Raw genomic sequence first — 23,041 nt, forward strand, 5'->3', positions numbered from 1 at the left:
ATGAGCAGCACGAAACCAACATTTAGTTATGAATATCCAAGACCAGCAGTCACCGTAGACTGTGTCATCTTCGGATTTGATAAAGGAGAACTCAAAGTGTTGCTCACCAAGCGTGGCATCGAGCCATTTTTAGGTAAATGGGCATTTCCCGGAGGATTTATTTTAGAAATGGAGACCGCCGATGAATGTGCCCGTCGCAAACTGGCAGAAGAAGCAGGATTAGAAGATCTCTATTTGGAGCAGCTGTATACTTTTTCAGATATTGATCGAGATCCTCGTTTTCGGGTTATCAGCATTGCCTATTATGCCTTGGTCAAGTCTACAGATTATCTTATTGAGGCAGGACATGATATTGAAGAAGCAAAATGGTTCAGTTTAGAAGAAGCCTATGCATTAGCATTTGATCACGATCAGATTCTATCCGTTGCCATTGAGCGTTTGAAAGGAAAGATCCGTTATCAGCCCATAGGATTTGAATTATTGCCGGAGCAATTCACATTGCCCGATCTCCATAAGCTGTACGAGACCATTTTGCAAAGAGCTGTCGATCGGGGTAATTTTCGAAAGAAGATTTTAAGTATGAACCTGCTGATTGATCATAGTGAAAAGCAACCAGATCGACATGCTCGAGCAGCTAAGATTTATAGCTTTGATCGTAACAAATACGAAGCTCTCAAAGAATCAGGATTCTATTTTGAGCTTTAATACTTGTATAGCTTTTTAAAAATTATGGAGAACTATTTCATGTTGTTTATTTTGAACATATAATTGAATCATTAGGGAGATATTGAAATAAATTCCTTGTGACTGCCAATCACCATTATGGTCATGAACCACATGTCAGATAGGCTCAGTGTCTTCAATCCATAGTCTCGTTGTAAACGTTGTTAAATGCTTAGGCTCTTAAAATTTAAAGTCAGCATTCCTGTCAAGCAAAGCCTGTATGGATCGATATTTTTCTTCAAAATTATCCTCCCAGGGAAATTTTGCATTTTGGTCTGTCCAGACCAATAGAAGCACATCAAATTTTTTATCCTGATAATAATTTATATCAGCACCAGAATATTCGGCTATATTTATTTTATCTAACACTGTAGACTTAGCCTTACCTATCCCTAAAGATATTATATATCTACGGATGTAAACGATTTTTTAGTTCAAACAAAATCATCTCCAAATTGTTGATAAGATGCAGATTGTTGTCATGTGAATTGTTATTTAAAAAAAAACACTCTTATTGACGAAGATTCGTAATCCTTAAAATAGATCGTTTTCGTTGATAGAAATAAAGTTATGATAAATCATAACCATCAAATTAATTGAAATAAAATCCGCTGATAAAATAACGGAAAATCAGCAATATGTTTTTGTGACTGAATCTCAAATTACTTTTTACGTACAAGCTTAATTGACAACTTTAAATTTATGATATTCCTATTATATTGATATATGAATAAAAATCCTGATGTAATTATTATTGGTGGTGGCCTAGCAGGCTTGACAGCTGCATTACATTTGTCAAAAAAAGGATTAAAAGTTACATTAATTGAAAAGTATACCTACCCCCGACATAAAGTTTGTGGTGAATATCTCTCCAGCGAAGTATTACCTTACTTAGATTGGCTGGGTTTAGACATTTTACAATTACATCCAACAATTATTAACAAACTTAAATTTAGTCATCAAAATGGTAAAATTGCAAATGCACACTTATCATTAGGAGGACTTGGTGTCAGTCGCTATTCGCTGGATAATTTCCTATATCTAAAAGCAATAGCAATGGGATGCACTGTAATCAAAGCAACAGTAACAGCTGTGACTTTTAAAGTAGATAGATTTACAGTTGTAACCGAAAATCAAATCTTAATAACAGAAATCGTATTGGGTGCATATGGGAAACGCTCAAACATGGATCAAGTACTGGAGCGCAATTTTATAAGTAAAACAGCTCCGTGGCTAGCGGTAAAGGGGCATTATACTGGAGATTTTCCAAATGATGTAGTAGCACTACATAACTTTAAGGGTGGGTATTGTGGTATTACAAAAGTTGAAAACAATACCATAAATATGTGCTATCTAGCAGATTTAAAATCGTTCAAAAAATACAGAAACATAGCAGAATTTGAACAAAATGTGCTTTATAAAAATAGACATATCAAATCTTTTTTTGAAAAAAGCACAGTACTTTTTGATAAACCAATTACCATAAGCCAGATCTCATTTGATAGAAAGCCGATCATTGAAAACCATATATTGATGATAGGTGATGCTGCAGGTCTTATTCATCCGCTTTGTGGCAATGGCATGGCCATGGCTATGCACAGCGCCAAAATTTCGTCAGAACTGATACTAGATTATTACACAGGTAAAATCCCTACACGAAAACTATTAGAAAAGGAATTCACACGACAATGGAAACAAAATTTCGGAAAGAGATTGTTAATCGGCAACCTTTTAGCTAAAGCACTGCAGCATCAAGCCATCACAACACTATTGATCCATATCGCAACGATGTTCCCCTCTGTTCTCCCCAAGATAATTAAGCAAACTCACGGTAAACCAATAACAATCAAATGGGCATAAATACCAATGACAGAACAGAACAGACCGAATTAATGGATGATTTTTCACTTCAGGGCGAAGAATTGCGCGAAGCATTGGATAAAATCGCACGGATCAATCAGTTCCTCGGTGGGAATACTATTACACTTGACGGTGTAAATCAATTATTAACACACGTGGACAGGTCCAAACCGATCATCATTGCAGATATAGGCTGCGGTAACGGTGATATGTTGCGGATGCTGGCCAAATATGGTAATAAGTACCATATTAATTTTAAAATGATCGGAATAGATGCGAATGAATATACGATAAATTACGCTCGCAAATTATCAAAAGATTACGATAATATCGACTATATATGTCTGGATATTTTTGACGAGGAGTTTAATACCCTAAAATACGATATTGCGCTTTGCACCTTAACTATTCATCATTTTACTAATGAAAAAATAATAGATTTAATCACTATCTTTAATCGTAATGCCTCTGTAGGAATAGTTGTAAACGATTTACAGCGCAGTAAACTGGCTTATAGACTTTACCAAATGGTCTGTTTTATTTTTATATTAAACAAGATGCTGCAAGAAGATGGATGTATATCTATACTAAGAGGATTTAAAAGAGATGAACTGCAGAGTTTTGCAAAAAAACTAAATTTAAAAAATTATACCATCCAATGGAAATGGGCTTTCCGCTACCAATGGATAATACCTAAAATATGAACGTAAAGATAGTAACTGTTGCAAAACAACTACCGAAATATTCAAGCGATACAGCTGAAATACTTCCAATGCTAGATACTTGGCTTTATGGACAAGAAACACGTTTTATAAAAAAAGTAAAAAAAATATTTGAGGGTGCAGCAGTAAATATACGGTATTCAATTATGGATCCTGTTGAAGTATTTACAGCAACTTCTTTCGAAGAAAAAAATGATATTTACAGTCGAGAAGTCATTATCTTGGGTGAACAAGTCCTTGACAAAGCACTTAACAAAGCTGGATGGGATCCAAGCACCTTGGACTATATTATAACGGTAAGTTGCACGGGTATTATCATCCCATCGTTAGATGCATATCTTATAAATAAATTGAAACTCAAGCAGGATATCGTCAGGTTGCCAGTTACAGAAATGGGCTGTGTGGCGGGAGTATCAGGTTTGTTGTATGCCAAAAACTTCCTCAAAGGCAATCCTAAGAAACGTGCTGCAGTAATAGCTATCGAAGCTCCTACAGCCACATTTCAACTTGATGATTTTTCAATGTCTAATATCGTGAGTGCTGCTATTTTTGGTGATGGGGCGGCTTGCTGTCTACTCTCTTCTTACGAAGAAGATTTAGGGCCCTCCATACTTGATGAACAGATGTATCACTTCTTTAATACAGAGCACATCATGGGATTTAAACTTACCAATAGTGGTTTACAAATGATTCTTGGCAGTGAAGTTCCAGATACTATAGCACAACATTTTGGTGCTATTATACATCCATTTCTTAAGAAAAATAATCTAGAAATGAAAGATATAGACCATATGATATTTCATCCAGGAGGAAAAAAAATCGTAATGACGGTCGAAAAATTATTCTCAGAATGGGGTAAAAATATTGACAACACAAAAGAAATACTATTGCAATATGGCAATATGTCAAGTGCAACTGTTCTTTATGTCCTAGAGCTCACTATGGATAATAATCCCCTTCCTGGAGACTTGGGATTGATGTTAAGTTTTGGTCCGGGATTTACAGCACAAGGGCTTCTATTAAAATGGTAATATACAATGAACGTAACAGATATTATAGCACAATTACCCTATAGTAAACCATTTTTATTTGTAGACGAGTTGCTTCACGTTGATGAAAATGGAAGTATTGGCACCTATACTTTCGATGAAAATCTGGATTTCTATAAAGGGCACTTTAAAGAAAAACCTGTTACTCCTGGAGTAATTCTAACAGAAACGATGGCGCAGATCGGTCTGGTATGTCTCGGCATTTATCTTCTTAACAATGAACTTAAAAACACTCAAATCGCATTTACTTCTGCCGATATGCAGTTTCTAAAACCTGTATATCCTAGAGAAAAAGTTACTGTAATTTCTCAAAAAGTATATTTTAGATTCGGCAAACTGAAGTGCAACATTATGATGAAAAATGAAGCTGAACAAGAAGTTTGTAGAGGTACACTTGCAGGAATATTAATCCCTGAACTATGAATAGAGTTGTCATAACAGGATTAGGGATCGTTGCTCCAAATGGAGTTGGCATACCGGCCTTTATCCATGCTATTAAAAATGGTCTTTCTGGAATACGTCACGATGATGAATTACGACAACTGCAGTTTTCCTGTCAGATAGTGGGAAAACCCCAGATTACGGATGAAATAAAGTCAGAATATTTTACCGATCTTGAACTTCGCGGCTTTAACAGTAGCGGCATACTATATGGTGTCATTGCAGGATTAGAAGCTTGGAAAGATGCAGGACTTCCAGTAGAAAATAATCATGACCCTGATTGGGACAGCGGAACTATATTTGGATCAGGAACATCGGGTATTGATAAATTCCGCGAAAGTATCTATAAAATAGATAATTTACAGATACGTAAGCTCGGCAGCAGTGTTGTAGCACAAACCATGAATAGTGGTATTAGTGCATATCTAGGAGGAAAATTAGGACTTGGAAACCAGGTAACCACCAATTCTTCAGCATGTGCAACTGGAACCGAAGCGATCATAATGGCTTACGACCGTATCAGATCAGGAAAAGCAAAACGCATGTTGGCAGGTAGCACTTCAGATAGTGGCCCTTACATCTGGGCAGGGTTTGATGCATTAAGAGTATGCAGTTCTAGATATAATGAACATCCTGAAGAAGGCTCGCGTCCTATGAGTGCAACAGCATCAGGATTTGTACCTGCATCTGGTGCAGGTGCATTAATTGTTGAGGACTTGGAAAGCGCACTAAAACGGGGCGCAAATATCTATGCAGAAATTATCGGCGGAAATGTAAACTCTGGCGGACAGCGTGGCAATGGCAGTATGACTGCCCCCAACAGTATTGCGGTTCAACGATGCATTATCGATGCTCTCAAGAACGCTGAGATATCGGCAAGTGATATTGATGCTATAAATGGTCATCTCACAGCAACAGCTAAAGATAGCCTTGAAATAGAAAACTGGACAAAAGCATTGGAACGCGACCAAGATAATTTTCCCTATATTAATTCGCTAAAAAGTTTGACAGGTCACTGTCTCAGTGCCGCAGGAAGCATTGAAAGTGTGGCAACAGTCCTGCAACTGCATCATGGGTTTTTATTTGGAAATGCGAATTGCGATGACTTACATCCCGAAATAGCTACACGGATTGATAAATCAAAAATACCATCAAAAACCCTCAACATCAATTTAAATATAATGGCTAAGGCTAGCTTTGGCTTTGGTGATGTAAACGCCTGTATAATATTTAAAAAATTTAAAATTTAAGCTTATGAGTAAAGAACAACTAATAGAAAAGGTAAAGGAAATTATAAAACCTTATACCACCAATAATGAAGCATATGAAAATCTTACAGAGGACACCGATTTCATCAATGATCTTAACATCAACTCTGCAAATCTGGTAGATATTGTACTTGATATTGAACAAATTTTTGATGTGGTCATCGATAATACCGATATGGAACTTATGCTAGATGTTAGGACAGCAGTTGAAATTATCGAAACTAAACTGGCTAAAAAATGATTGGTAATGATGTAATAGATTTGCAGCAATCCCGTCAAGAAAGTAACTGGCAAAGAAAAGGGTTTCTGGAAAAATTATTTACACAAGAAGAACAGTGCTTAATTGCCAATAGTTCCGATCCAGAAATTATAGTATGGTTAATGTGGAGCATGAAAGAAGCAGCTTACAAAATCCTAAATAGACAGACAAAAAAACGAGAATTCATCCCTCAAAAACTATTATGTAAAATGTTGACATGTAGCGATAAAGGTGCAACTGGTCAAGTGTTTTATATGGGGAATATCTACCATACAAGAACGATATTAGCCGATGATTTTATACATACCATTGCTGTTAATTTCTTAGAAGATCTTGATCTAGTAGTTGAAATAGAGAAAAAAGATATTCTAAAAGATATATACCGAATACCTTGGGTAGGTATTTCAAGTTTAAATCAATATAAAGAGGCATCAGTTAGCAATCATGGTCGTTTTGAAAAAACAGTGACCATTGAAACAAAATAATTTGAGTATCGTTTTAAATGTCTCGGTAGGTGAAATATTTTCTTCATGTAAGGTCTGTCTGCCAAAAATAGCCATTCCTATTGCTCCAAAAATGGTAAGGAAAATTTAAAAGTCTTCTGTAGTTATAGACAGATATGGATATATGGCTATATCTACTGACAAACATGAAAAATACCAGATTTTTTATAGGCCAAACCAGCTAGTGTTTAAGCAGGTTTTCCTTGGGATTGTGCATACCTCATGATAGTTTTAAAGTTTTAGCAGATATCGTTAACATTTTTTTAAATTCTTTGACAGATTCCGTTTCATAAGTACCTTTTAATGAAATGATCTTTGCATATCTCATCAAACCATCATCCCGAATAGCAACAGAAGCCAAAGTAGTCCCCAAAACACTTGTTTTGATGAAGATACTGTACCAATTTCCTGAGTTGACGAGTCTAATGGCTGTGGGTATATCATTGACTTCAATCGTAAATTTTGGACTTAAACCTTTTGCTGAAAAAGCCCTGTGAACGGTATGAGTCATATCATACCCCATTGTTGCAATAACTAAAGGAAGTTTACAAATCTCTTCCAAGGAAATACTCGTTTTACAGGATACTTCTGTACCTGCTAAAGCTGCCAGTACCATTGGACAGCTGAATAAATTTTTATAAATAAAATAGGGCACTATTTCGGTTTCATGAAGAGCCAGGACAAAATCTACCTGAGCTTGTTGAAGCTTCTCATACAGACTGTGGGAGGGCTCATAGATCACTTTAATTTTTATTTGAGGAAATAGCTCTGAAAACTTTATTAAAGTCTCTACAAAGAAATCCTTAAGACCATAAGCAACGCCTATGGTTATAGTACCAACTCTTATCTTTTTCAAATCCTGGAGCATTAACTTTCCATCTTCTGCTTTTCTGACACTCTGTTTGGCATATTCAGTAAATAATCTACCAGGTTCTGTTAGCGTTATCTGCTTACCAATACGGTTAAAAAGAGAGACATCCAGTTCCGTCTCCAGTTGTTTGATCTGCTGTGATAATGTACTCTGGCTGATATTTAAGTGCTTTGCTGCTTCAGTAAAACTCAGTAATTCTTGTGCTTTGAGAAAATATTTAAGTTGTCTAAGTTCCATTTTACTTTTATGATTTGCTCGTCCAAAGGTATAAAAAGTATCATTAATCCATCGAAAAAATCGATCGATGCTATCGAATAAAAACGTTTTGCCGATTTGAAAAAAGAGCGGAGATTTGTCATATGAAATCAGCATCTCAGTCTATCGAAAGTGGAAAGTTAAACTTTTTTAAAGTTATGAATTTAGGCATCGCGCAAATCGTACTTTGGGGTGGATCTTATTTTTTACTGTCTGTCTTAGCAAAGGACATTATAGCCGAAATGAGCTGGTCTTATCAGCAAGTTTATGGTTGCCTCTCACTTGCCCTTTTGGTTTCAGGTTTACTGTTACCTTCAGTGGGTAGGACTATACAGCATACTGATCGTCATGCTGTATTACGTTTTTCGGGGTTAGTGATGGCGGTAGGTTTAATCATCATCGGCAGTTCAAGTAATTTTCTGATGTTTGCATCAGGTTGGGTGATTATCGGTATAGCAATGGCAATGGGGCTATATGATGCATTGTTTGCTGCAATTGGTAAAAGATACAGCCTTAACGCAGCAAAGTCAATCGTTTGGATCACTCTGATATCCAGTTTAGCACCTTCCGTTTCTTGGTTATTTACCAGCTATATTTTGGATAGTTTTGGATGGAGATATACCTGCTATACATATGCCATATTGTTGATTATTACTATATTCCCGATTCATATGCATGTTTTCAAAAATAAAGAAGGAAACAAAAGCACATCAAAAGATGGGACCTTGCAATCCGCAGTCGAGCCCTTCCGTTCAAAATTGTATTATTTATTATCAGCAAATTTTACTCTTGGCTCGGTCATAACCACCAGCGTTATCATACACTTAATCCAAATATTACTACATGGCAAGACCGAGATGTCAATGGTTTTAATCGCAATATCTTTTTTAGGACCAAGCCAAGCCATGGCACGAGTTATTGAGTTGATCATTGGAAAAAGGAGCGCTATTGAAATGTCCTTTATTTCTACCATAATCATTTTTTTGGGTATGATATTGATTTTTGTGTCCCCCACACTTGCAATACCTGGAGTAGTTGTTTTTGGAATAGGAAATGGGATGCGTTCAGTTTTGAGAGGAACATTGCCATTGTCTATTTATGGTAGTGACAATTATGCCTTGATTCTTGGAAGACTTGCAATGTTGCCCTTACTAGCACAAGCAACAGCTCCTTTTCTTGGAGGATATCTTATTCAGCAATTTGGTATGGTAATTTTCTTATGTGTAATCAGTTTTATGGCAATCGTCAATATTTTTTTAATTGCATTAATCAAACAAGCAATAGAACAGTACAAATTAATTTCTATCCATGAATAATATGAAATATATTTTTAGACAAGCTACAGAAGAAGATGCTTTTCAAATTTGGAAAATTTTAGAAAAAGCGATCAAGAGACGAAAAGACGATGGGAGTACACAATGGCAAGATGGCTATCCTAATCAATCCATTGTTGAAAATGATATTAAGAACAGTTTTGGTTACGTGCTGGTTGATGAAGATATCATCATTGGTTATTGTGCTATTTTGATAAATGATGAACCAGAGTATTCGAACATAAAGGGATCTTGGTTGACTAATGGTGATTTTGTGGTTTACCACAGAGTTGCAATATCTGAAAAGTATCTTGGTCAAGGATTGGCTCAGAGCATTTTACAGTATATCGAAGATTTTGCGCTTAAACACAATATTTATAGTGTAAAGGTTGATACTAATTTTGATAATAGGGGTATGCTTTGGATATTGTAAAAAATGTGCTATCACTATTGTGGTGAAGTAACATTCAGAGGAAGTCCAAGAAAAGCCTTTGAGAAAATCTTAAGATAAGGTAGGCGTAATAGATCAAGCATAGCTTGTAGATCAACTGTCCATTATAGTAAAGTGTACTACTTGTAATATTTAGTGGGTTTTCACGTTATAACCAACAATAATTTTAAGTGGGTTTTCCTTGATTGCCAAAACCTGTATTTCCTCATCATAGATGTAGTCGGACAACTATTTTTCAAGGTCGCTTTATGTATCGTAATTAAATATTTAGTTTTATTTTCGCACTGGTATTCAAATTTAACAATATATAGTATTGAACATGATCGGGGTTTAAAAAAGCCATTGAGACAGCTTGAAATTTAAAAATATGGGTTTACCACTAGAATAAATTGCTGACTGTACCGGGTTATCATTGATGAGATTAAAAAGCTGAAAGAAATCAAATAGATTGTACCATAAACATATAAAGCCATTCTGCATAGAATGGTATACCAGCGCAATCTGCGATTTTGAAGTTTCTAATTTTTATGGCTACTCATATTCCACCATGGTTATTCTCTTATTCGTTTTTGCAGCTTCATTTCCCCACTCAGCAATAGAATGGAGTAAGGGAATAAGAGTTCTGCCAAAATCACGTTTTGAATTGAACGAAGTAGTGCAATCGATCTAAAAAAATAAACAAATACCCCTTATTTTGGTTCTCACAATGCTATTAGCACCTTTTGCATCTGTTCACTTTTAGGTTGATCATAGGTCAAAGGTGCTTCCATAAAAACCTTTTTGGTGTGAATTGCTCATCTCATGTAAGGCAAGGTCGTGCAGGAATTTGAATGTCTCTCACTGAGAGTAATCCCCAGTATGCCAAAATGTCCCTAAAACCAGATTAACATAGTATATGGCAGTAAATCTCGTAGAATTCTATTGATGCTCTGTGCTTTATATTGAACCAAGTCCATAAAGTTGGATAGGTATGGCGTGTATGGTAGATGTTGTTAAGGTGTATTTTGTAACCATTTTAGTGTATTTATTATTCCGTTTAAGCGAAACATAGAGACATCGTAATGTATTAAAAAAAAAATCGTGTTTTGAGGTAACAATTCATGTAGTAGTGCATCAAAAGATAAACTTTAAAAAAATTAAACATTATGAGAACAAAATTTATTTTAATTATGGTCTTTATGCTGCTTACTTCAAAATCGGTATTTTCCCAAACTGCTTTTAAAGTACATATAAGAGGAAAAGGCGCACCTATTTTATTATTTCCTGGTTTTGGTTGCGCAGGAGAAGTGTGGAATGAAACTGTAGCAGAACTTTCAAAAAATTATGAATGTCATATTTTTACTTTTGCAGGATTTGGCGATATCCCTCCAATTGAATTCCCATGGCTTTCTACTATAAAAGACCAAGTCATTACTTATGTCAAAAACAAAAATTTAAAAAAAGCAACACTAATTGGTCATAGTTTGGGAGGAACTTTAAGCTTGTGGTTAGCATCAGAAGAAACTAATTTGTTCAAAAAAATAATTATCGTCGATGCTTTGCCTGCAAGTGCAGTTTTAATGATCCCCAATTACCAAGGAGAAATTATTCCCTATGACAATCCGCAAAGTAAAATGATGCTCGCTATGGATCAAAATGCGTTCAGTGCAATGAATGCTCAGTCCACTGCTTACATTTGTTTAAACAAAGAGAAACAAAAAGTAATCAATGAATGGATGAATATGGCAGATAGAAAGACCTATGTATACGGTTACATCGATATGTTAAATGTAGATTTACGTAAAGAAATTGCCAAAATTAAAATCCCGGTAGTAATTTTAGCTGCAACATATCCAGATATTAATGCCGTACTAAAAACGTATAAATCGCAGTACGAAAATCTGCCCTCTGCTAAAATTTATTATGCAAAAGACGCTGCTCATTTTGTGATGTTTGATCAACCTGAGTGGTTTATGGAAAAATTAAAATTAGAAATACAATAAGGTGGCTACAGAAGAAGAATTTGACGATATATACGTCACGCATTATAATAAAGTGTTTCGATTGTGCAGAGGTTATTTTTGTGGTGATACTGCATTAGCGTCTGATGCCACTCAGGAAATTTTCCTTAAAGTATGGGAGAATCTCGACTCATTTCGAAATGAATCAAGCGTAAGTACATGGATTTATAGGATTACTGTAAACACCTGTCTTTTATATTTAAGAAAATCATCTTCCAGAAAAGAAATTAGAACCGATATTATGCCTCAGATTGTTTTGGAAACTTATTCGAATGAAAAGGAAGAAAAGCTTCAAAAAATGTATCAATGCATAGAGAAGCTCCAAGAGGTAAACAGATTGATTATTTTGATGACTTTAGATAGCATGACATACCCGGAAATATCAAAAGTAATTGGAATTACCGAAGAAACGCTTCGCGTTAGAATCCATCGCATTAAAAAAAGTTTAATTCAATGTGTACAAAATGAAAAAATTTGAAGAATTACAGCATATTTGGAATCTGCAAACAGAATCTGATTTAAGACCAGCTGCTCATGATATTATTAAAAAAGCAGAGGCACATACTAAAAAAATTAAACGCAATCATTTGTGGACTCAAGTAATTTTAGGTGTAACATCAATTATATTAGTCTTTTATTATATTTGGGTAGGAGCTTACAAGCAAACACTATTTAGTTTTGGATTGGGCATCATGATTACAATGCTTCTATTTCGAGTTGTGTTAGAATGGATAAGTCAGAAAAAATTAGCGAACTTAAGGACTGATGTTGCCTTAATTGAATACAGTAAACAGGCGCATCAATTTTATCAATGGAGAAAAAAAATCCATTATATCTTCACACCTATCATTTATATGACCTACACTGTGGGCTTTGCTTTTCTTTTACCTGTATTTAAAGAGAGTTTCTCTAGTGGTTTTTATCTTTATATTGTATCAAGTGGATTTTCATTTTTACTCATCTTTGGAATACTTATGGTCCGAATAATTAAAAAAGAAGTACAGCTTTTACATTTGTTAAAAAGTATATCGTAAAATAAAGTGTTCTGATTTAATAATATATTGTTCAAAATCAATTTATTAAGCTCATTGAGAGTCGGTTTGTAAGATAAATCAAAAGGGCCTAATTTTCATTAGACCCTTTATCTTGGCGTTTAACAGCACAGTAATTTTTTATGTTTCTTATCGTTTCCTCTTTTTTGTTTCGTCATCCAAATGGTTTTGACGCATTTGAATTTATTTACTGTACTACGTCATTTATCGTTATACACTTTCTTGATGAAAGTAAGCTTGTTGTCGTTTTATATATGAAGAACACCTGTGGGTTAAAATAGTTCAAAAAAGTTTAAAATAATTTCACCTACCCATTTCCACCATTCACCGAGTTTTTAGTTGGATTAGTCTAATTGCCATAGGGTAGCAACGATTTGCACCCTACTTTTGAATCAACAACTAAAAATAAAACTGCAAAGCAGGCATCAGGGTTTGAGTTGGTGGATGTGGGGCTGATGCAACTTAATAACAATATAACATAAAGACAATATGAACACTTTAACAAAAACATTCGCAGCAGCAGCCTTGATCGCAGTATCTACATTCACTATGGCAGCAGCAAAACCATCAGGAGACAACTCTAAGAAAGCAACTGTCAATCTATCCACAGCAGATCTAGCCATTGATCATTACGTAGCCGTTATGACCGAAGGACAGTCAGTAGGAGTAGAGCAACTTTTTACATCCGACTTCAACCAAAAAGTACAGGTATCAGAAGTTAAAACTAACAGCCGCTCAGCCGTTGTCTCATTCTTGAAAAAACAAAAAGGAGAGCAGCTGAATTGCAAAACAAGTACTACAATCGTACAGGAGTCTGCTGATTATATGCTAGCCAAAGTAACCATGCAGTTTGACGGATTTACCAAGATAGATCTGGTGACACTGGTCAATGATGGCGGTAACTGGAAAGTTTCACAATCGATCAACTCGTATAAGTAATTTACCGTTTAATCATATGTTTAGTAAAGGCCATGTCGTGAGATGTGGCTTTATTTATGATAAATTGATTAACTTTTTTAAAAGTGAAGCTGAAGGCAAATTGGACAAAGTATTGTATATGATCAAGGATATGTCTACATTAAAGACCTTGCCAAGGATTTTCAGTTCGGCAGTATTTCAACGGTTCTTTCAGTTGGCCCGATACGCAAAAGTGACAAAGGAGGAACGAACTATTTATGCTATTCGTTCTAAAATGTAAATGTCATGCCGAAGCAGTGCAGAGGTATCAAGAAGGATTAGAAAAACAATTGGAAGAGGCCAAGCAAGCAGCAATAGAGTAGAGGCTAAAGCCAAAGTCCAGCGCCAAAAAGCCATTGAGACAGCTTTTAATCTGAAAGAAATGTGTTTTTCTATTGCTCAGATTGTCAAAGCTACAAGCCTGACCATCGACGAGATCGAAAAGCTGAAATAAGTGATCGTAGATCATATACAACAAAGTTTATATTTTCAAATCACTCAATTTCATTACATCGGCATGGTAAATTTAAACGTTTTTTAATCAGATTTAATGCCTTACCGGCCGCGAATAATCAAAGATTTGGTTGCTAAACATAATTGCGGCAAACATTAAGAGAAGCTTAAGATTTCTGGTCGGGTAGCAAGTGTTTCGCTCATTTCCAATAAGTATCTTTTTTTACCTGATACCTTGAAGTTTACTATTAAATGATCGTTTTCTTTTACAATTTCCATTCGTTCTAAAGTAAGTCCTTTTGTATTTAATATATTTTCCAATTTCGGGACCTGCTCAAAGTCAGGATCACGAAAGGTTACACTCAGGAGCTGTTCTTTTTGTAGTTGTGCAATCATTCGCTCCACTCTGGTAACCATTAATAATACCCCAAGAGTAATTAAAGTTAGGCATAGTGCAAGCGCGTGATAACCTATTCCTGCTGTCATTCCGATTGCTGCAGAAGTCCAGATTACAGCAGCAGTCGTCAAGCCACGAATAGAAATTTTGTCTTTAAAAATTACACCCGCCCCAATAAATCCAATACCTGTAATAATATTTGCCGAAATTCGGTCATCAGTACCTGCACCATGCTGGGAAACTATGGTAAAAATGGTCGAACCCAGTGAAATTAAAATTATTGTTCGAAAGCCGGCAGACTTATTTTTGTATTCCCGTTCAAAGCCAATGGCTCCTCCACATATGATAGAAATAACCATTGCTACCATGTCATTAATTTCTACTGTAAAATCCATTAGTATATCCTCTTATATTTATTGCTTCTTTTAAGTGTTTTTGTTAAGGTAGGAAAAAGGATTAGCTATTTAGCAATCAAGCCCGTAATTGTTCAAAGACCCTTTGGTCAATATAAGTACAAGCACTAAAACTGCGAGCCATTTCATTTTTGCATAATGCTGAAATTATTTGAAATATATAGTTCACGAATATAGCTAAATCAGTTGAAAATTATATAGTAAGGTAGGTTTTTAAAAGGCAGCTGATAATATTCTTTTAATGGACTTTGGTTTCAGAATCATCGTATAAAATGTCTCTCGGTATAATTTCGTTTTTGCACATATTTTACATTAGACGCTGCACAAAATTTGATATTCATCACTGACATTGTTTCGTAGTAAAGCTAATACCATCTTGATCTTGTATCCTATGGACGTTTATGAGTCAATTTAAGGAAGAGTCTGCTAAATCTTGATTGAGTATATTATTGATGCACCAGAGGGAGTGTGAGAAGGAAAATTCTTAAAGGTTTTCTGATTGATCTATTATTTTAAACGACTAAAGATAAATTTAAAGCCAATACAGAACGAGTATATGCTCAATCATCCTGATGAAGCTGCAAAAACTCCTATGAGCATAGCGCAGCTCACTTTAGGCAGGTTGCCGGTATAGGAGAGTCAGCATTTACTATTTCCAATTATTTAGTATCAACGAACGGAAGCAGATCGTTAGATAACGTTTTGCACGTTGGCCAGATGTTATAGCAGGAGAGATGGAGCTATTGAAGAGGAGTTTGGTGATATTTTTATCAGATATAATAGGGTACCAGCATGGTTAGATAAAAAAATAGAAATCCCTTCGGACGTGCGATCACTTATAAATTTAGCACGTGAAAAAAATTGTTGGATTTACGAGCAAAAAACAAGAATATTTTAAACTCCTGATGAATTTTTAGAGAAGTGGCCAATCTTGTATCATGAGGGGTGAAGAGGAATTAATGTATTTGAAAGCTCTTCACCTAGTATATTAAATTACAATTGCATATGCAGTATGGGATATTCTTTACCGCTTCCGTCCAATTCGGATTTATTTATTGTTTTAAAACCAATATACTTGTAAAAACCAACCGCCTGAATATTTTGTTCATTTACATCCACTTTAGTTACTTCTAGATTTGCTATGGCATATTCAACTAATTTTTTACCTATTCCAGTACCCCGATAATCATTATGAACAAATAACATTTCAAGATTTCCTTCAGAAACTCCCATGAATCCGACCAAAACTTTCTCCTGCTCAAATCCAATCAGCTTAACATGCTTAAAATATGTAGGAATTTGTTCTTTGTAATATAGTAAGTCTTCTTTTTTTAGAAAACCATGAGTATTTATTACGGCACTTTCCCAAATTTCCATTAAACGTGGATAATCAGCGGCTTTAATTTCTATAAACATGTATCATAAATTTGTTGTTCCAAATGTCCGGACTTATTTTCTAATATACTGAATCCAAGTTAAAAAATACGCTTTTTACCTCAGAGCTTGAGTTGACGACTACCCATACCATTGAGGGCAGAGAATTGCAGCGTTATTTTGATTCCATTTGGGAAATAGATTTTAGTGGATCTGTTACTTACAGTAGAATTTAAGCCTGATTAATTATTATGGTAAGGTAACACGTCGTATTGATATGTTATACAAATACTAAAAATGTAATACAGAAAAAAAAAGAGCATACATTGAAAAAAATATCCGCTATTTTAAGTAAAAATAATAACGGTCAGACTTTGGATATTCAGACCAGTAAAAACTGTTTTTGAAAGGATGCTGCATTAAGATGAAATTTATTAATTTCTTTGCTTCATCTAGCTTTCCACGATGTATTATTGGATTTTCAAAGCTATTCAATGTAGCGTTGAGAACAAATGAAATAATAAGTTCTCCCTGTGGGATTTGTTGTACACCTGATTGATAGCGCACAAACTGATTTTCATACAGTTGATCCCACACAAATACCTCTGCAGCTTGCGCTGATTCTATTCTTTTAAGACTATCTGATAAGGGGTGAGGATTGATTAATGAGATCTCATATATACTTTTAATAGGTTTGCCATAATATAAAGCTATTCTCCAGCGGGTCAGTTTTGTGCTGTCCAAGTACGACAGAATTTTGTCGGAACCCGTAAAAGAATGGTTCCCTTTTTCATCCACATATACTTCTAGTTGATGTTGATACCTTGAATAATTTTGAAAGTCGAAATTATTTCGTTTTAGTTCAGCTACCATATTTTTAACAAATAATCCAATGCCACCGTAGGGGCTAGGCATGTAGTTCGAATAATTTGTAAAACCCACTGAAACTTTCTTTCCTATTGAACTGTAAACTTTTGTTGAATATAGATCCCAGTATATATGTAAGAAGTACGAATTTTTGGACTGAAGTAGAGAGTCTTTTTTTAAAACAGTCTTTATCTTATTTAATAACAAGTCATCTGTTGGAATACTAGGGGTCAAAATGCTAATTTCCCCATTACTCACTTTACTAAAATGGATTGAAAATTGTTTTCCTCTCACCAATTCATCCTTTAGAATCTTACTCAGTTCATCAGTAAGTGGTTTTGACGACTGCCCGTTTGCAGAAAAGCTAAATACAATTAAAAATAGCAGTAATAATTTCATATGTAATTGATGCTAGGATAGGAGATATTCCATAATTTGTGGGATTTACAAACATCTTTTCACTTATTTTAACAGAAATACTATGTTACTCCCATTTAAAATTAAACTTCTAATGCGAAGATTCGGTATCTTATGATTTCTTTATCGAGGGGAGAGAAGTCCTGCGTTATTTTTATCCTATATCAGTGATAGCCGAATTTGTAGCCACATCCTGATTGATCGAATTTTTACCGCTACTATTCAAAGCGATGAATGAAATAGGAAAGGATCAAGAACTCAAAGATCGTCAAGCCACTCTATTCCCTTATTTTGATTTCCTGGACAATGATCAAGCTATAGCTATACGCTATCAATTGCTGACGGATGATTTAACTGGTGCGCAGTTTAAGCTAATTTGCAAAGCTACCAGCAGTTCATAAGGCGTTATAGGTTGAATGGTAAGGTAAACGAAAATATACTTCCTTCATCTTTTACACTCTGAACCTGAATGTTTCCATCATGCAGTTCGATGATTTCTCTACAAAGGTAAAGCCCAATTCCGAAACCTGATATCACGCCGCCACTCGTTTCCTTAACCCGATAATAGCGCTCGAATATCCGTTGCTGATCTTCCTCAGCAATCCCTTTTCCACTATCTTGAACATTTACTTTTAAACTGTTACCGTTGGTAGAATAATTTACTTTGATCGTAGATCTGAGAGGCGAATATTTGACCGCATTTCCAACAAGGTTATGGAGTACCTGCGCTATTTTTTCACGATCTGCATGAATCATTATTTTTCCAGATGCTTTAAACAGAAAATGATGAGTTTTGGTCGTCGAAAGCACTTCATCTTCAATTTCGGCAAACAGTGATTGAAAATCAAAAACAGTTTTCATCAGATGCAGCTGACCCGAATCAAGCCTGGATACGTTGAGGAACCCATTAATCATGGTGTTCATATATTGTACCTGCTTGACAGATTTCCCCAGCATATTTTGTGACATAGGATCTTTTGTTAGTAAGTCCATCCGTTGCAATATCTGCAGATAGGCTTTAAGAGAAGTCAGCGGTGTTTTAAGTTCATGGCTCACCATTCCAATGAAATCATCTTTTCGCTGTTCCTCTTTTTTTTGTTCGGTAATATCCCTCAAGGTACCATTTAAGCTGAGTGGATTACCCTCTCTATCATAGAAAACTCTTCCGTTGGCCTGCAGCAGTCTAATTTTTTTATCAATATTATTTTGAATCCGATATTCTATGAAATAATGACCATCAGAATCTTTACGTAACACGTGCTCGATGGCCAGCGACACCCGATCCCGATCTTCTGGCAAAATAACGGCGATGGCAAGAGAGAGATCCATTTTTTCGTCCGATGAAAGTCCGAACCATTTCTTTAGAAGATTATTTCCGGAAAAGAGATTTGTTTCAGTTTGGTAGTAGAAGGTCGCGAGCTCGCCAGCATCTACTGCTAGGCTCAGCATCTGTTGATCATTTTCATTCTTCTTACGCAGCATTATCTGCTGGGTAATTTCTTCAAGAATGATCAAAACACCTGAAATACTGCCGTCATTAGAAAATATGGGCTGATAGATGGAATTGACGATTGCCTCTCTCAATCCGTCTTTATCATGCAGTTTTACTGTAAATTCTGTGTTTATCTTAGGCTCACCACTTTGGTATACCTGTTTAAGCCAATTGTTAACAGGCTGTCCACGCATTTCCGGACGAGCACTTTCGTGCGGATACCCAATGACTTCCGACTCCTCTCGTCCCCATATCTTGAGAATCGCAGGATTGGCGATTTCAATATGATGTTCGGGCCCTTTCAACATGGCGATTCCAACAGGTGCCTGTTCTATAATGGTACGAATGTATTCCCTGCTGTCGGCCAGTTGCTTTATATATCTGTTGAGCTCTTCATTGGTCGATGTCAATTCTTCGAGAGTCGCAGCCATTTCCTCGTTGAGGGCCTGCTCTCTTTCTTCTTTATGTTTAATCTGCTCTAAAAACTCACGGCGAGAGGTCACCTCCAGTGCCGTATTCAGTATACACCAAGTTCTATTGTTTTCATCAAGAAGAGCTTTATATTCGTAATCGAAATAATCAAGTGTCTCCTTTCCGTTTTTTATTAACTTTGCAGGAGCCTCAGCCACGGAGTACGTTATCCCAGTCCGCCACACCTCTTGCAACAGCTCTAGAAAAGGCTGTCCTTCCAATTCAGGAATTGCCTCGATCAAAGGTTTGCCTATCACAGAAGCATCTTTGCCCCAAACAGCAAGCATTCCTTCATTAGCAAAACGGATGATCATATTCTCACCGCTATAAATGGCTGTAGGCGAAGGCGAGGAAGCCAGTGCCTGAATAATTAAATCAGCGCTAAAGGGAATCATATTTGGACTTTCTTGGGAATTCATTACAAACAAAAATATGAAAGATAATTTATTTATGTATCATGGTCGTAAAATATGACTTTAGTGTAACGACCTATGCCTTATCATTAAATCGCATGAGAAATTATGTGTCGTAGCCTTTTTCTTGCAGTTTGAATTTTGTTTGCATCCTCACGAACTAAAAATCGTTAACATTGAGGATTAGAATAAAAGAGTACGTGAGCATGAATGTATCGAAGAGGTACATAGGCAACATTTACTTGAAAAGACTTCTCTTCAAACACAACCTCTCTGATTCAGTACGCAGTGAAATCTGTGAATTAAGAACAAAGGTAAAGCTAGCTTGATTATAGAGCGTTATAAAGGTATCTATGCGATCAACGATGTTCCACTTGAGTTTATAGCCACATCCCGATTGACCGAATGTGTACGACTGTTATTCAAAGCGATGAATATAATAGTAGAGGGTCAAGAATTCAAAGATCGTCAAGCCAGGCTTTTTTGCTATTTGGTTACTTAGTTTGTGAAAATTCTTTCATCGGTCTTGAAGATATCTATAAAGTAGTTTTTTAATTTTCATTATTATAGAATTTTATGCGCGTTTATGAGTGAATTTAATGAAGAACATGTTACAGTACATCGAGCAGCTCCTGGATTTACAAGAGAAAGTGTTACAAGGACAAATCCGTATTACTGACTATTTCATATAGCCTAGCTTTTTTATCTGGTTGTCTAACCTCAATATTTTCCATTTTACCATCTGGATATACTAATATGCAGTGTGGTATTCCCTTGACAAAGTACTTCTCTTTGATTTTTTTGTTATCTTCATAGGCTAATAAAGATCTCCATGGAATATCATTTTGTTTAATCACTTTCCGAAAAGCTGGGATATTCTTTTGCTCATCAATTGAAATATAAGTCATAATCAATTTCTTTCCTAAATCATTGTGTATTTCTTTTAATAAAGGAATTTCTTCTAAGCATGGCACACACCATGACGCAGTGAAAACGATTAAATTAAATTTTGATTGATCTTGTAACACTTCCTCATGTCCCTTTTGATTCAAAGTTGATAAAGATGAGTTCTCAAATTTTCTACTCATAAATAATTCAATCTTTTTGGCCCATTGTGTGTTTTTATGTTTTTCAGAAAATAGTGAATAGAGGATTTTAATATCGTCCACTGATTTGTAATTCATGAGATTGTTGGCAAGGCCTGAGATAAGGTATCTCGAGTCGGGATAAGCTTGTACAAGGCTTTTATAAAATGTTAAATATTCCGCATAAGATCTTTTTTCATGGTAGTAGTTACTGAACCAACTGAAATATGGATCTTTTGCACGTATTGTTATATCCGAATGATCATTTTGTAACATCAAGTCAAAGTCTTCACATATAATATCCCCCATGATGGACGTATCCTTATTATTGATCTTAGTTGAAATTACATCCCCTGCAAAGACTGTTTTTTCCTTATAACGTGCATAAATATAGTTAACTCTATCCTCCACACCCATGTTTGCAATAGGAGTTATTTTATCATTCTGGGAGGTAATAAAACGTATGTTCGTTGTTGCATTGGTAAGTGGGTCGTAATCCCTTACTTTGAGCATCATGTTTTCAGAGTTGTCGACGATACTATCCGGGATTGTAATTTCCCACGTGAATTTGTTTTTTTTCTTGCCACTGATTCGAACGTCTCTATTATTTGTATAATCTAATAAATAAAGTGTGTCAAAAGGGGCATTCTCCAAGGTGACCAACAACTTATAATCCTTTAATTTCTTTTGTTGTGCAGTGAGGTTGACTGAGCACCATAAGATTGTGATTGTAAAGATAATCGTCTTAAAATACTTCATTCTTCAAGAGGAATTGTGTTTTTAATTGTAATCTAATTTTTCTCAAGTATACTGTTTTTAAATTATTATATTCATAATTGATACGAATATATTTTTCCTGCAAGGATAACAATTTCGGTGCTATACCTTTTAGTTGTCATGATTCAATTTTATTTCTTTTATTAAGTCTTTACTCTGTTGAATTTAGCATTTTGAATCTATCCGTACAACTTCACCTATGCATTTTCACCACTCACCGAGTTTTTAGTTGGTTTTGTCTAATTGCCATAGGGTAGGGACGATTTGCACCCTACTTTTGAATCAATAAATAAATAGAACTGCAAAGCAGGCATCAGGGTTTGAGTTGGTGGATGTGGGGCTGATGCAACTTAATAACAATATAAAGTAAAGACAATATGAAAACTATAGCAAAAACATTCGCAACAGCAGCCTTGATCGCAGTATCGACTTTCACTATGGCAGCAGCAAAACCAGCAGGAGACAATTCAAAAAAAGTAACTGTCAACCTATCCACAGCAGATCTAGCCATTGACCATTACTTAGCCGTTATGACCGAAGGACAGTCGGCAGGAGTAGAGCAACTCTTTACAGCGGACTTCAGCCAGAAAGTACAGGCATCAAACGATCAGACCAACAGTCGTTCATCCGTTATCTCATTCTTGAAAAAGCAAAAAGGCGAGCAGTTGAACTGTAAAACAAGTACCATAATCGTTGAGCAATCCAGTGACTATGTAGTTGTAAAAGTGACCCAACAATTTGAAGGATTTACTAAGACCGATTTAATCACCTTGGTCAATGACGGCGGCAACTGGAAAGTATCCCAGTCGATCAATTCTTATTAATAATTAACAGTTTAATCATATGTTTAGTAAAAGCCATATCGAAAGATGTGGTTTTTTTGTGTCCGGAAAGCAAGACCAAGTGGATGGTTATCTTTTGAATAATAGCCGACAACAAACGACAACAAACGTTTAATAACCGGCTAATATTTTTAGTTTTTCTCATATTTGGTCATCTAATTAATTATTTAAATAAACCATATTATTATGAAAAAAACAAAAAGTAACTTAGGTAAGTATGTTGGTTTTAGTGGAGACTGGAGTTTTAAATTTTATTTTGGCAGGGAAGAAAATAAGCCGATTTTAATTGGGTTCTTAAATGGGCTCTTTGAGGGAG

Annotated in this window: 26 protein-coding genes; 19 read left to right on the forward strand and 7 right to left on the reverse strand. The window is 35.5% G+C overall.

The annotated features are described in order from the left end of the window. On the forward strand, positions 1-705 hold the full coding sequence (locus tag B3P23_RS20350) for an NUDIX hydrolase (protein ID WP_045756413.1): 705 nt from the start codon (positions 1-3) through the stop codon (positions 703-705). A gap of 198 nt (positions 706-903) precedes the next feature. Here the strand turns inward: B3P23_RS20350 and B3P23_RS20355 are convergent, their stop codons facing one another. Then, a complete protein-coding gene (locus tag B3P23_RS20355) occupies positions 904-1,092 on the reverse strand; it encodes a DUF4262 domain-containing protein (protein WP_293929113.1) in 189 nt (62 codons plus the stop codon). A gap of 357 nt (positions 1,093-1,449) precedes the next feature. Between B3P23_RS20355 and B3P23_RS20360 the strand changes: the two genes are divergently transcribed. The 7 genes from B3P23_RS20360 to B3P23_RS20390 are packed head-to-tail and all read left to right on the forward strand — an operon-like array spanning position 1,450 to position 6,807. After that, positions 1,450-2,583, forward strand: coding sequence for an NAD(P)/FAD-dependent oxidoreductase (locus B3P23_RS20360; RefSeq protein ID WP_293929115.1), 1,134 nt, complete (start codon positions 1,450-1,452; stop codon positions 2,581-2,583). Further along, the gene (locus tag B3P23_RS20365) at positions 2,574-3,287 is read left to right on the forward strand and encodes a methyltransferase domain-containing protein (RefSeq protein ID WP_293929117.1); all 714 of its coding nucleotides are present in this window, start codon (positions 2,574-2,576) and stop codon (positions 3,285-3,287) included. The genes B3P23_RS20360 and B3P23_RS20365 overlap by 10 nt, the downstream gene beginning before the upstream one ends. Then, entirely contained in the window at positions 3,284-4,336 is a 1,053-nt protein-coding gene (locus B3P23_RS20370) for a type III polyketide synthase (RefSeq protein ID WP_293929119.1), read from the forward strand. The genes B3P23_RS20365 and B3P23_RS20370 overlap by 4 nt, the downstream gene beginning before the upstream one ends. 6 nt (positions 4,337-4,342) lie before the next feature. After that, positions 4,343-4,777 carry a 3-hydroxyacyl-ACP dehydratase FabZ family protein gene (locus tag B3P23_RS20375; RefSeq protein ID WP_045756417.1) on the forward strand — a complete coding sequence of 145 codons (435 nt, stop codon included), beginning with the start codon at positions 4,343-4,345 and terminating at the stop codon, positions 4,775-4,777. Further along, entirely contained in the window at positions 4,774-6,045 is a 1,272-nt protein-coding gene (locus tag B3P23_RS20380; RefSeq protein WP_293929123.1) for a beta-ketoacyl-[acyl-carrier-protein] synthase family protein, read from the forward strand. Before B3P23_RS20375 ends, B3P23_RS20380 begins: the two co-directional genes overlap by 4 nt. 4 nt (positions 6,046-6,049) lie before the next feature. Then, the gene (locus B3P23_RS20385; protein ID WP_293929125.1) at positions 6,050-6,304 is read left to right on the forward strand and encodes an acyl carrier protein; all 255 of its coding nucleotides are present in this window, start codon (positions 6,050-6,052) and stop codon (positions 6,302-6,304) included. After that, positions 6,301-6,807, forward strand: a complete 507-nt coding sequence (locus tag B3P23_RS20390; protein ID WP_293929128.1) for a 4'-phosphopantetheinyl transferase family protein — start codon at positions 6,301-6,303, stop codon at positions 6,805-6,807. Before B3P23_RS20385 ends, B3P23_RS20390 begins: the two co-directional genes overlap by 4 nt. A 238-nt stretch (positions 6,808-7,045) precedes the next feature. Here the strand turns inward: B3P23_RS20390 and B3P23_RS20395 are convergent, their stop codons facing one another. Continuing rightward, entirely contained in the window at positions 7,046-7,933 is an 888-nt protein-coding gene (locus B3P23_RS20395; RefSeq protein ID WP_293929129.1) for a LysR family transcriptional regulator, read from the reverse strand. Positions 7,934-8,055: 122 nt separating this feature from the next. Between B3P23_RS20395 and B3P23_RS20400 the strand changes: the two genes are divergently transcribed. The 8 genes from B3P23_RS20400 to B3P23_RS20435 all read left to right on the forward strand — a co-directional run bounded on the left by B3P23_RS20400 (position 8,056) and on the right by B3P23_RS20435 (position 14,178). Next, positions 8,056-9,267 carry an MFS transporter gene (locus B3P23_RS20400; RefSeq protein WP_293929130.1) on the forward strand — a complete coding sequence of 404 codons (1,212 nt, stop codon included), beginning with the start codon at positions 8,056-8,058 and terminating at the stop codon, positions 9,265-9,267. Next, a complete protein-coding gene (locus B3P23_RS20405) occupies positions 9,260-9,697 on the forward strand; it encodes a GNAT family N-acetyltransferase (protein WP_293929131.1) in 438 nt (145 codons plus the stop codon). The genes B3P23_RS20400 and B3P23_RS20405 overlap by 8 nt, the downstream gene beginning before the upstream one ends. A gap of 1,163 nt (positions 9,698-10,860) precedes the next feature. Further along, positions 10,861-11,697: an alpha/beta fold hydrolase gene (locus B3P23_RS20410; protein ID WP_293929133.1), complete on the forward strand. Its 837-nt coding sequence runs from the start codon at positions 10,861-10,863 to the stop codon at positions 11,695-11,697. A gap of 1 nt (position 11,698) precedes the next feature. Beyond that, positions 11,699-12,193, forward strand: a complete 495-nt coding sequence (locus tag B3P23_RS20415; protein WP_293929135.1) for an RNA polymerase sigma factor — start codon at positions 11,699-11,701, stop codon at positions 12,191-12,193. After that, complete coding sequence (locus B3P23_RS20420; protein ID WP_293929137.1) at positions 12,180-12,749, forward strand: hypothetical protein; 570 nt, start codon at positions 12,180-12,182, stop codon at positions 12,747-12,749. Before B3P23_RS20415 ends, B3P23_RS20420 begins: the two co-directional genes overlap by 14 nt. A gap of 507 nt (positions 12,750-13,256) precedes the next feature. Next, the gene (locus tag B3P23_RS20425) at positions 13,257-13,706 is read left to right on the forward strand and encodes a nuclear transport factor 2 family protein (protein ID WP_293929139.1); all 450 of its coding nucleotides are present in this window, start codon (positions 13,257-13,259) and stop codon (positions 13,704-13,706) included. Positions 13,707-13,722: 16 nt separating this feature from the next. Then, positions 13,723-13,965 carry a hypothetical protein gene (locus B3P23_RS20430; protein ID WP_293929141.1) on the forward strand — a complete coding sequence of 81 codons (243 nt, stop codon included), beginning with the start codon at positions 13,723-13,725 and terminating at the stop codon, positions 13,963-13,965. Further along, on the forward strand, positions 13,966-14,178 hold the full coding sequence (locus B3P23_RS20435) for a hypothetical protein (protein WP_293929143.1): 213 nt from the start codon (positions 13,966-13,968) through the stop codon (positions 14,176-14,178). Positions 14,179-14,333: 155 nt separating this feature from the next. Here B3P23_RS20435 and B3P23_RS20440 read toward each other — a convergent pair whose 3' ends face one another. The 3 genes from B3P23_RS20440 to B3P23_RS20450 form a co-directional block, all read right to left on the reverse strand. Next, on the reverse strand, positions 14,334-14,969 hold the full coding sequence (locus B3P23_RS20440) for an MgtC/SapB family protein (RefSeq protein WP_045755904.1): 636 nt from the start codon (positions 14,967-14,969) through the stop codon (positions 14,334-14,336). A 1,011-nt stretch (positions 14,970-15,980) separates the two neighbouring features. Next, positions 15,981-16,403, reverse strand: coding sequence for a GNAT family N-acetyltransferase (locus B3P23_RS20445; RefSeq protein WP_293929145.1), 423 nt, complete (start codon positions 16,401-16,403; stop codon positions 15,981-15,983). A gap of 300 nt (positions 16,404-16,703) precedes the next feature. Then, complete coding sequence (locus tag B3P23_RS20450) at positions 16,704-17,627, reverse strand: hypothetical protein (protein WP_293929147.1); 924 nt, start codon at positions 17,625-17,627, stop codon at positions 16,704-16,706. A 248-nt stretch (positions 17,628-17,875) separates the two neighbouring features. Between B3P23_RS20450 and B3P23_RS20455 the strand changes: the two genes are divergently transcribed. Beyond that, a complete protein-coding gene (locus B3P23_RS20455) occupies positions 17,876-18,046 on the forward strand; it encodes a hypothetical protein (RefSeq protein ID WP_293929149.1) in 171 nt (56 codons plus the stop codon). A gap of 4 nt (positions 18,047-18,050) precedes the next feature. Here B3P23_RS20455 and B3P23_RS20460 read toward each other — a convergent pair whose 3' ends face one another. Together B3P23_RS20460 and B3P23_RS20465 are read right to left on the reverse strand one after the other, a co-directional pair. After that, a complete protein-coding gene (locus B3P23_RS20460; protein WP_293929151.1) occupies positions 18,051-20,003 on the reverse strand; it encodes a PAS domain-containing sensor histidine kinase in 1,953 nt (650 codons plus the stop codon). A gap of 671 nt (positions 20,004-20,674) precedes the next feature. Further along, positions 20,675-21,865 (reverse strand): TlpA family protein disulfide reductase, encoded by a 1,191-nt coding sequence (locus tag B3P23_RS20465; protein WP_293929153.1) that lies wholly within the window; start codon positions 21,863-21,865, stop codon positions 20,675-20,677. 395 nt (positions 21,866-22,260) lie between these two features. Here B3P23_RS20465 and B3P23_RS20470 point away from each other — a divergent pair, with 395 nt between their 5' ends. After that, positions 22,261-22,707, forward strand: coding sequence for a nuclear transport factor 2 family protein (locus tag B3P23_RS20470; protein ID WP_293929155.1), 447 nt, complete (start codon positions 22,261-22,263; stop codon positions 22,705-22,707). 204 nt (positions 22,708-22,911) lie between these two features. Beyond that, the coding region (locus tag B3P23_RS21505; RefSeq protein ID WP_414713162.1) for a PD-(D/E)XK nuclease family transposase at positions 22,912-23,041 on the forward strand (130 nt) is incomplete at its 3' end.

It is taken from the genome of Sphingobacterium sp. UBA6320 (assembly GCF_002440335.1).
Lineage (GTDB): Bacteria > Bacteroidota > Bacteroidia > Sphingobacteriales > Sphingobacteriaceae > Sphingobacterium.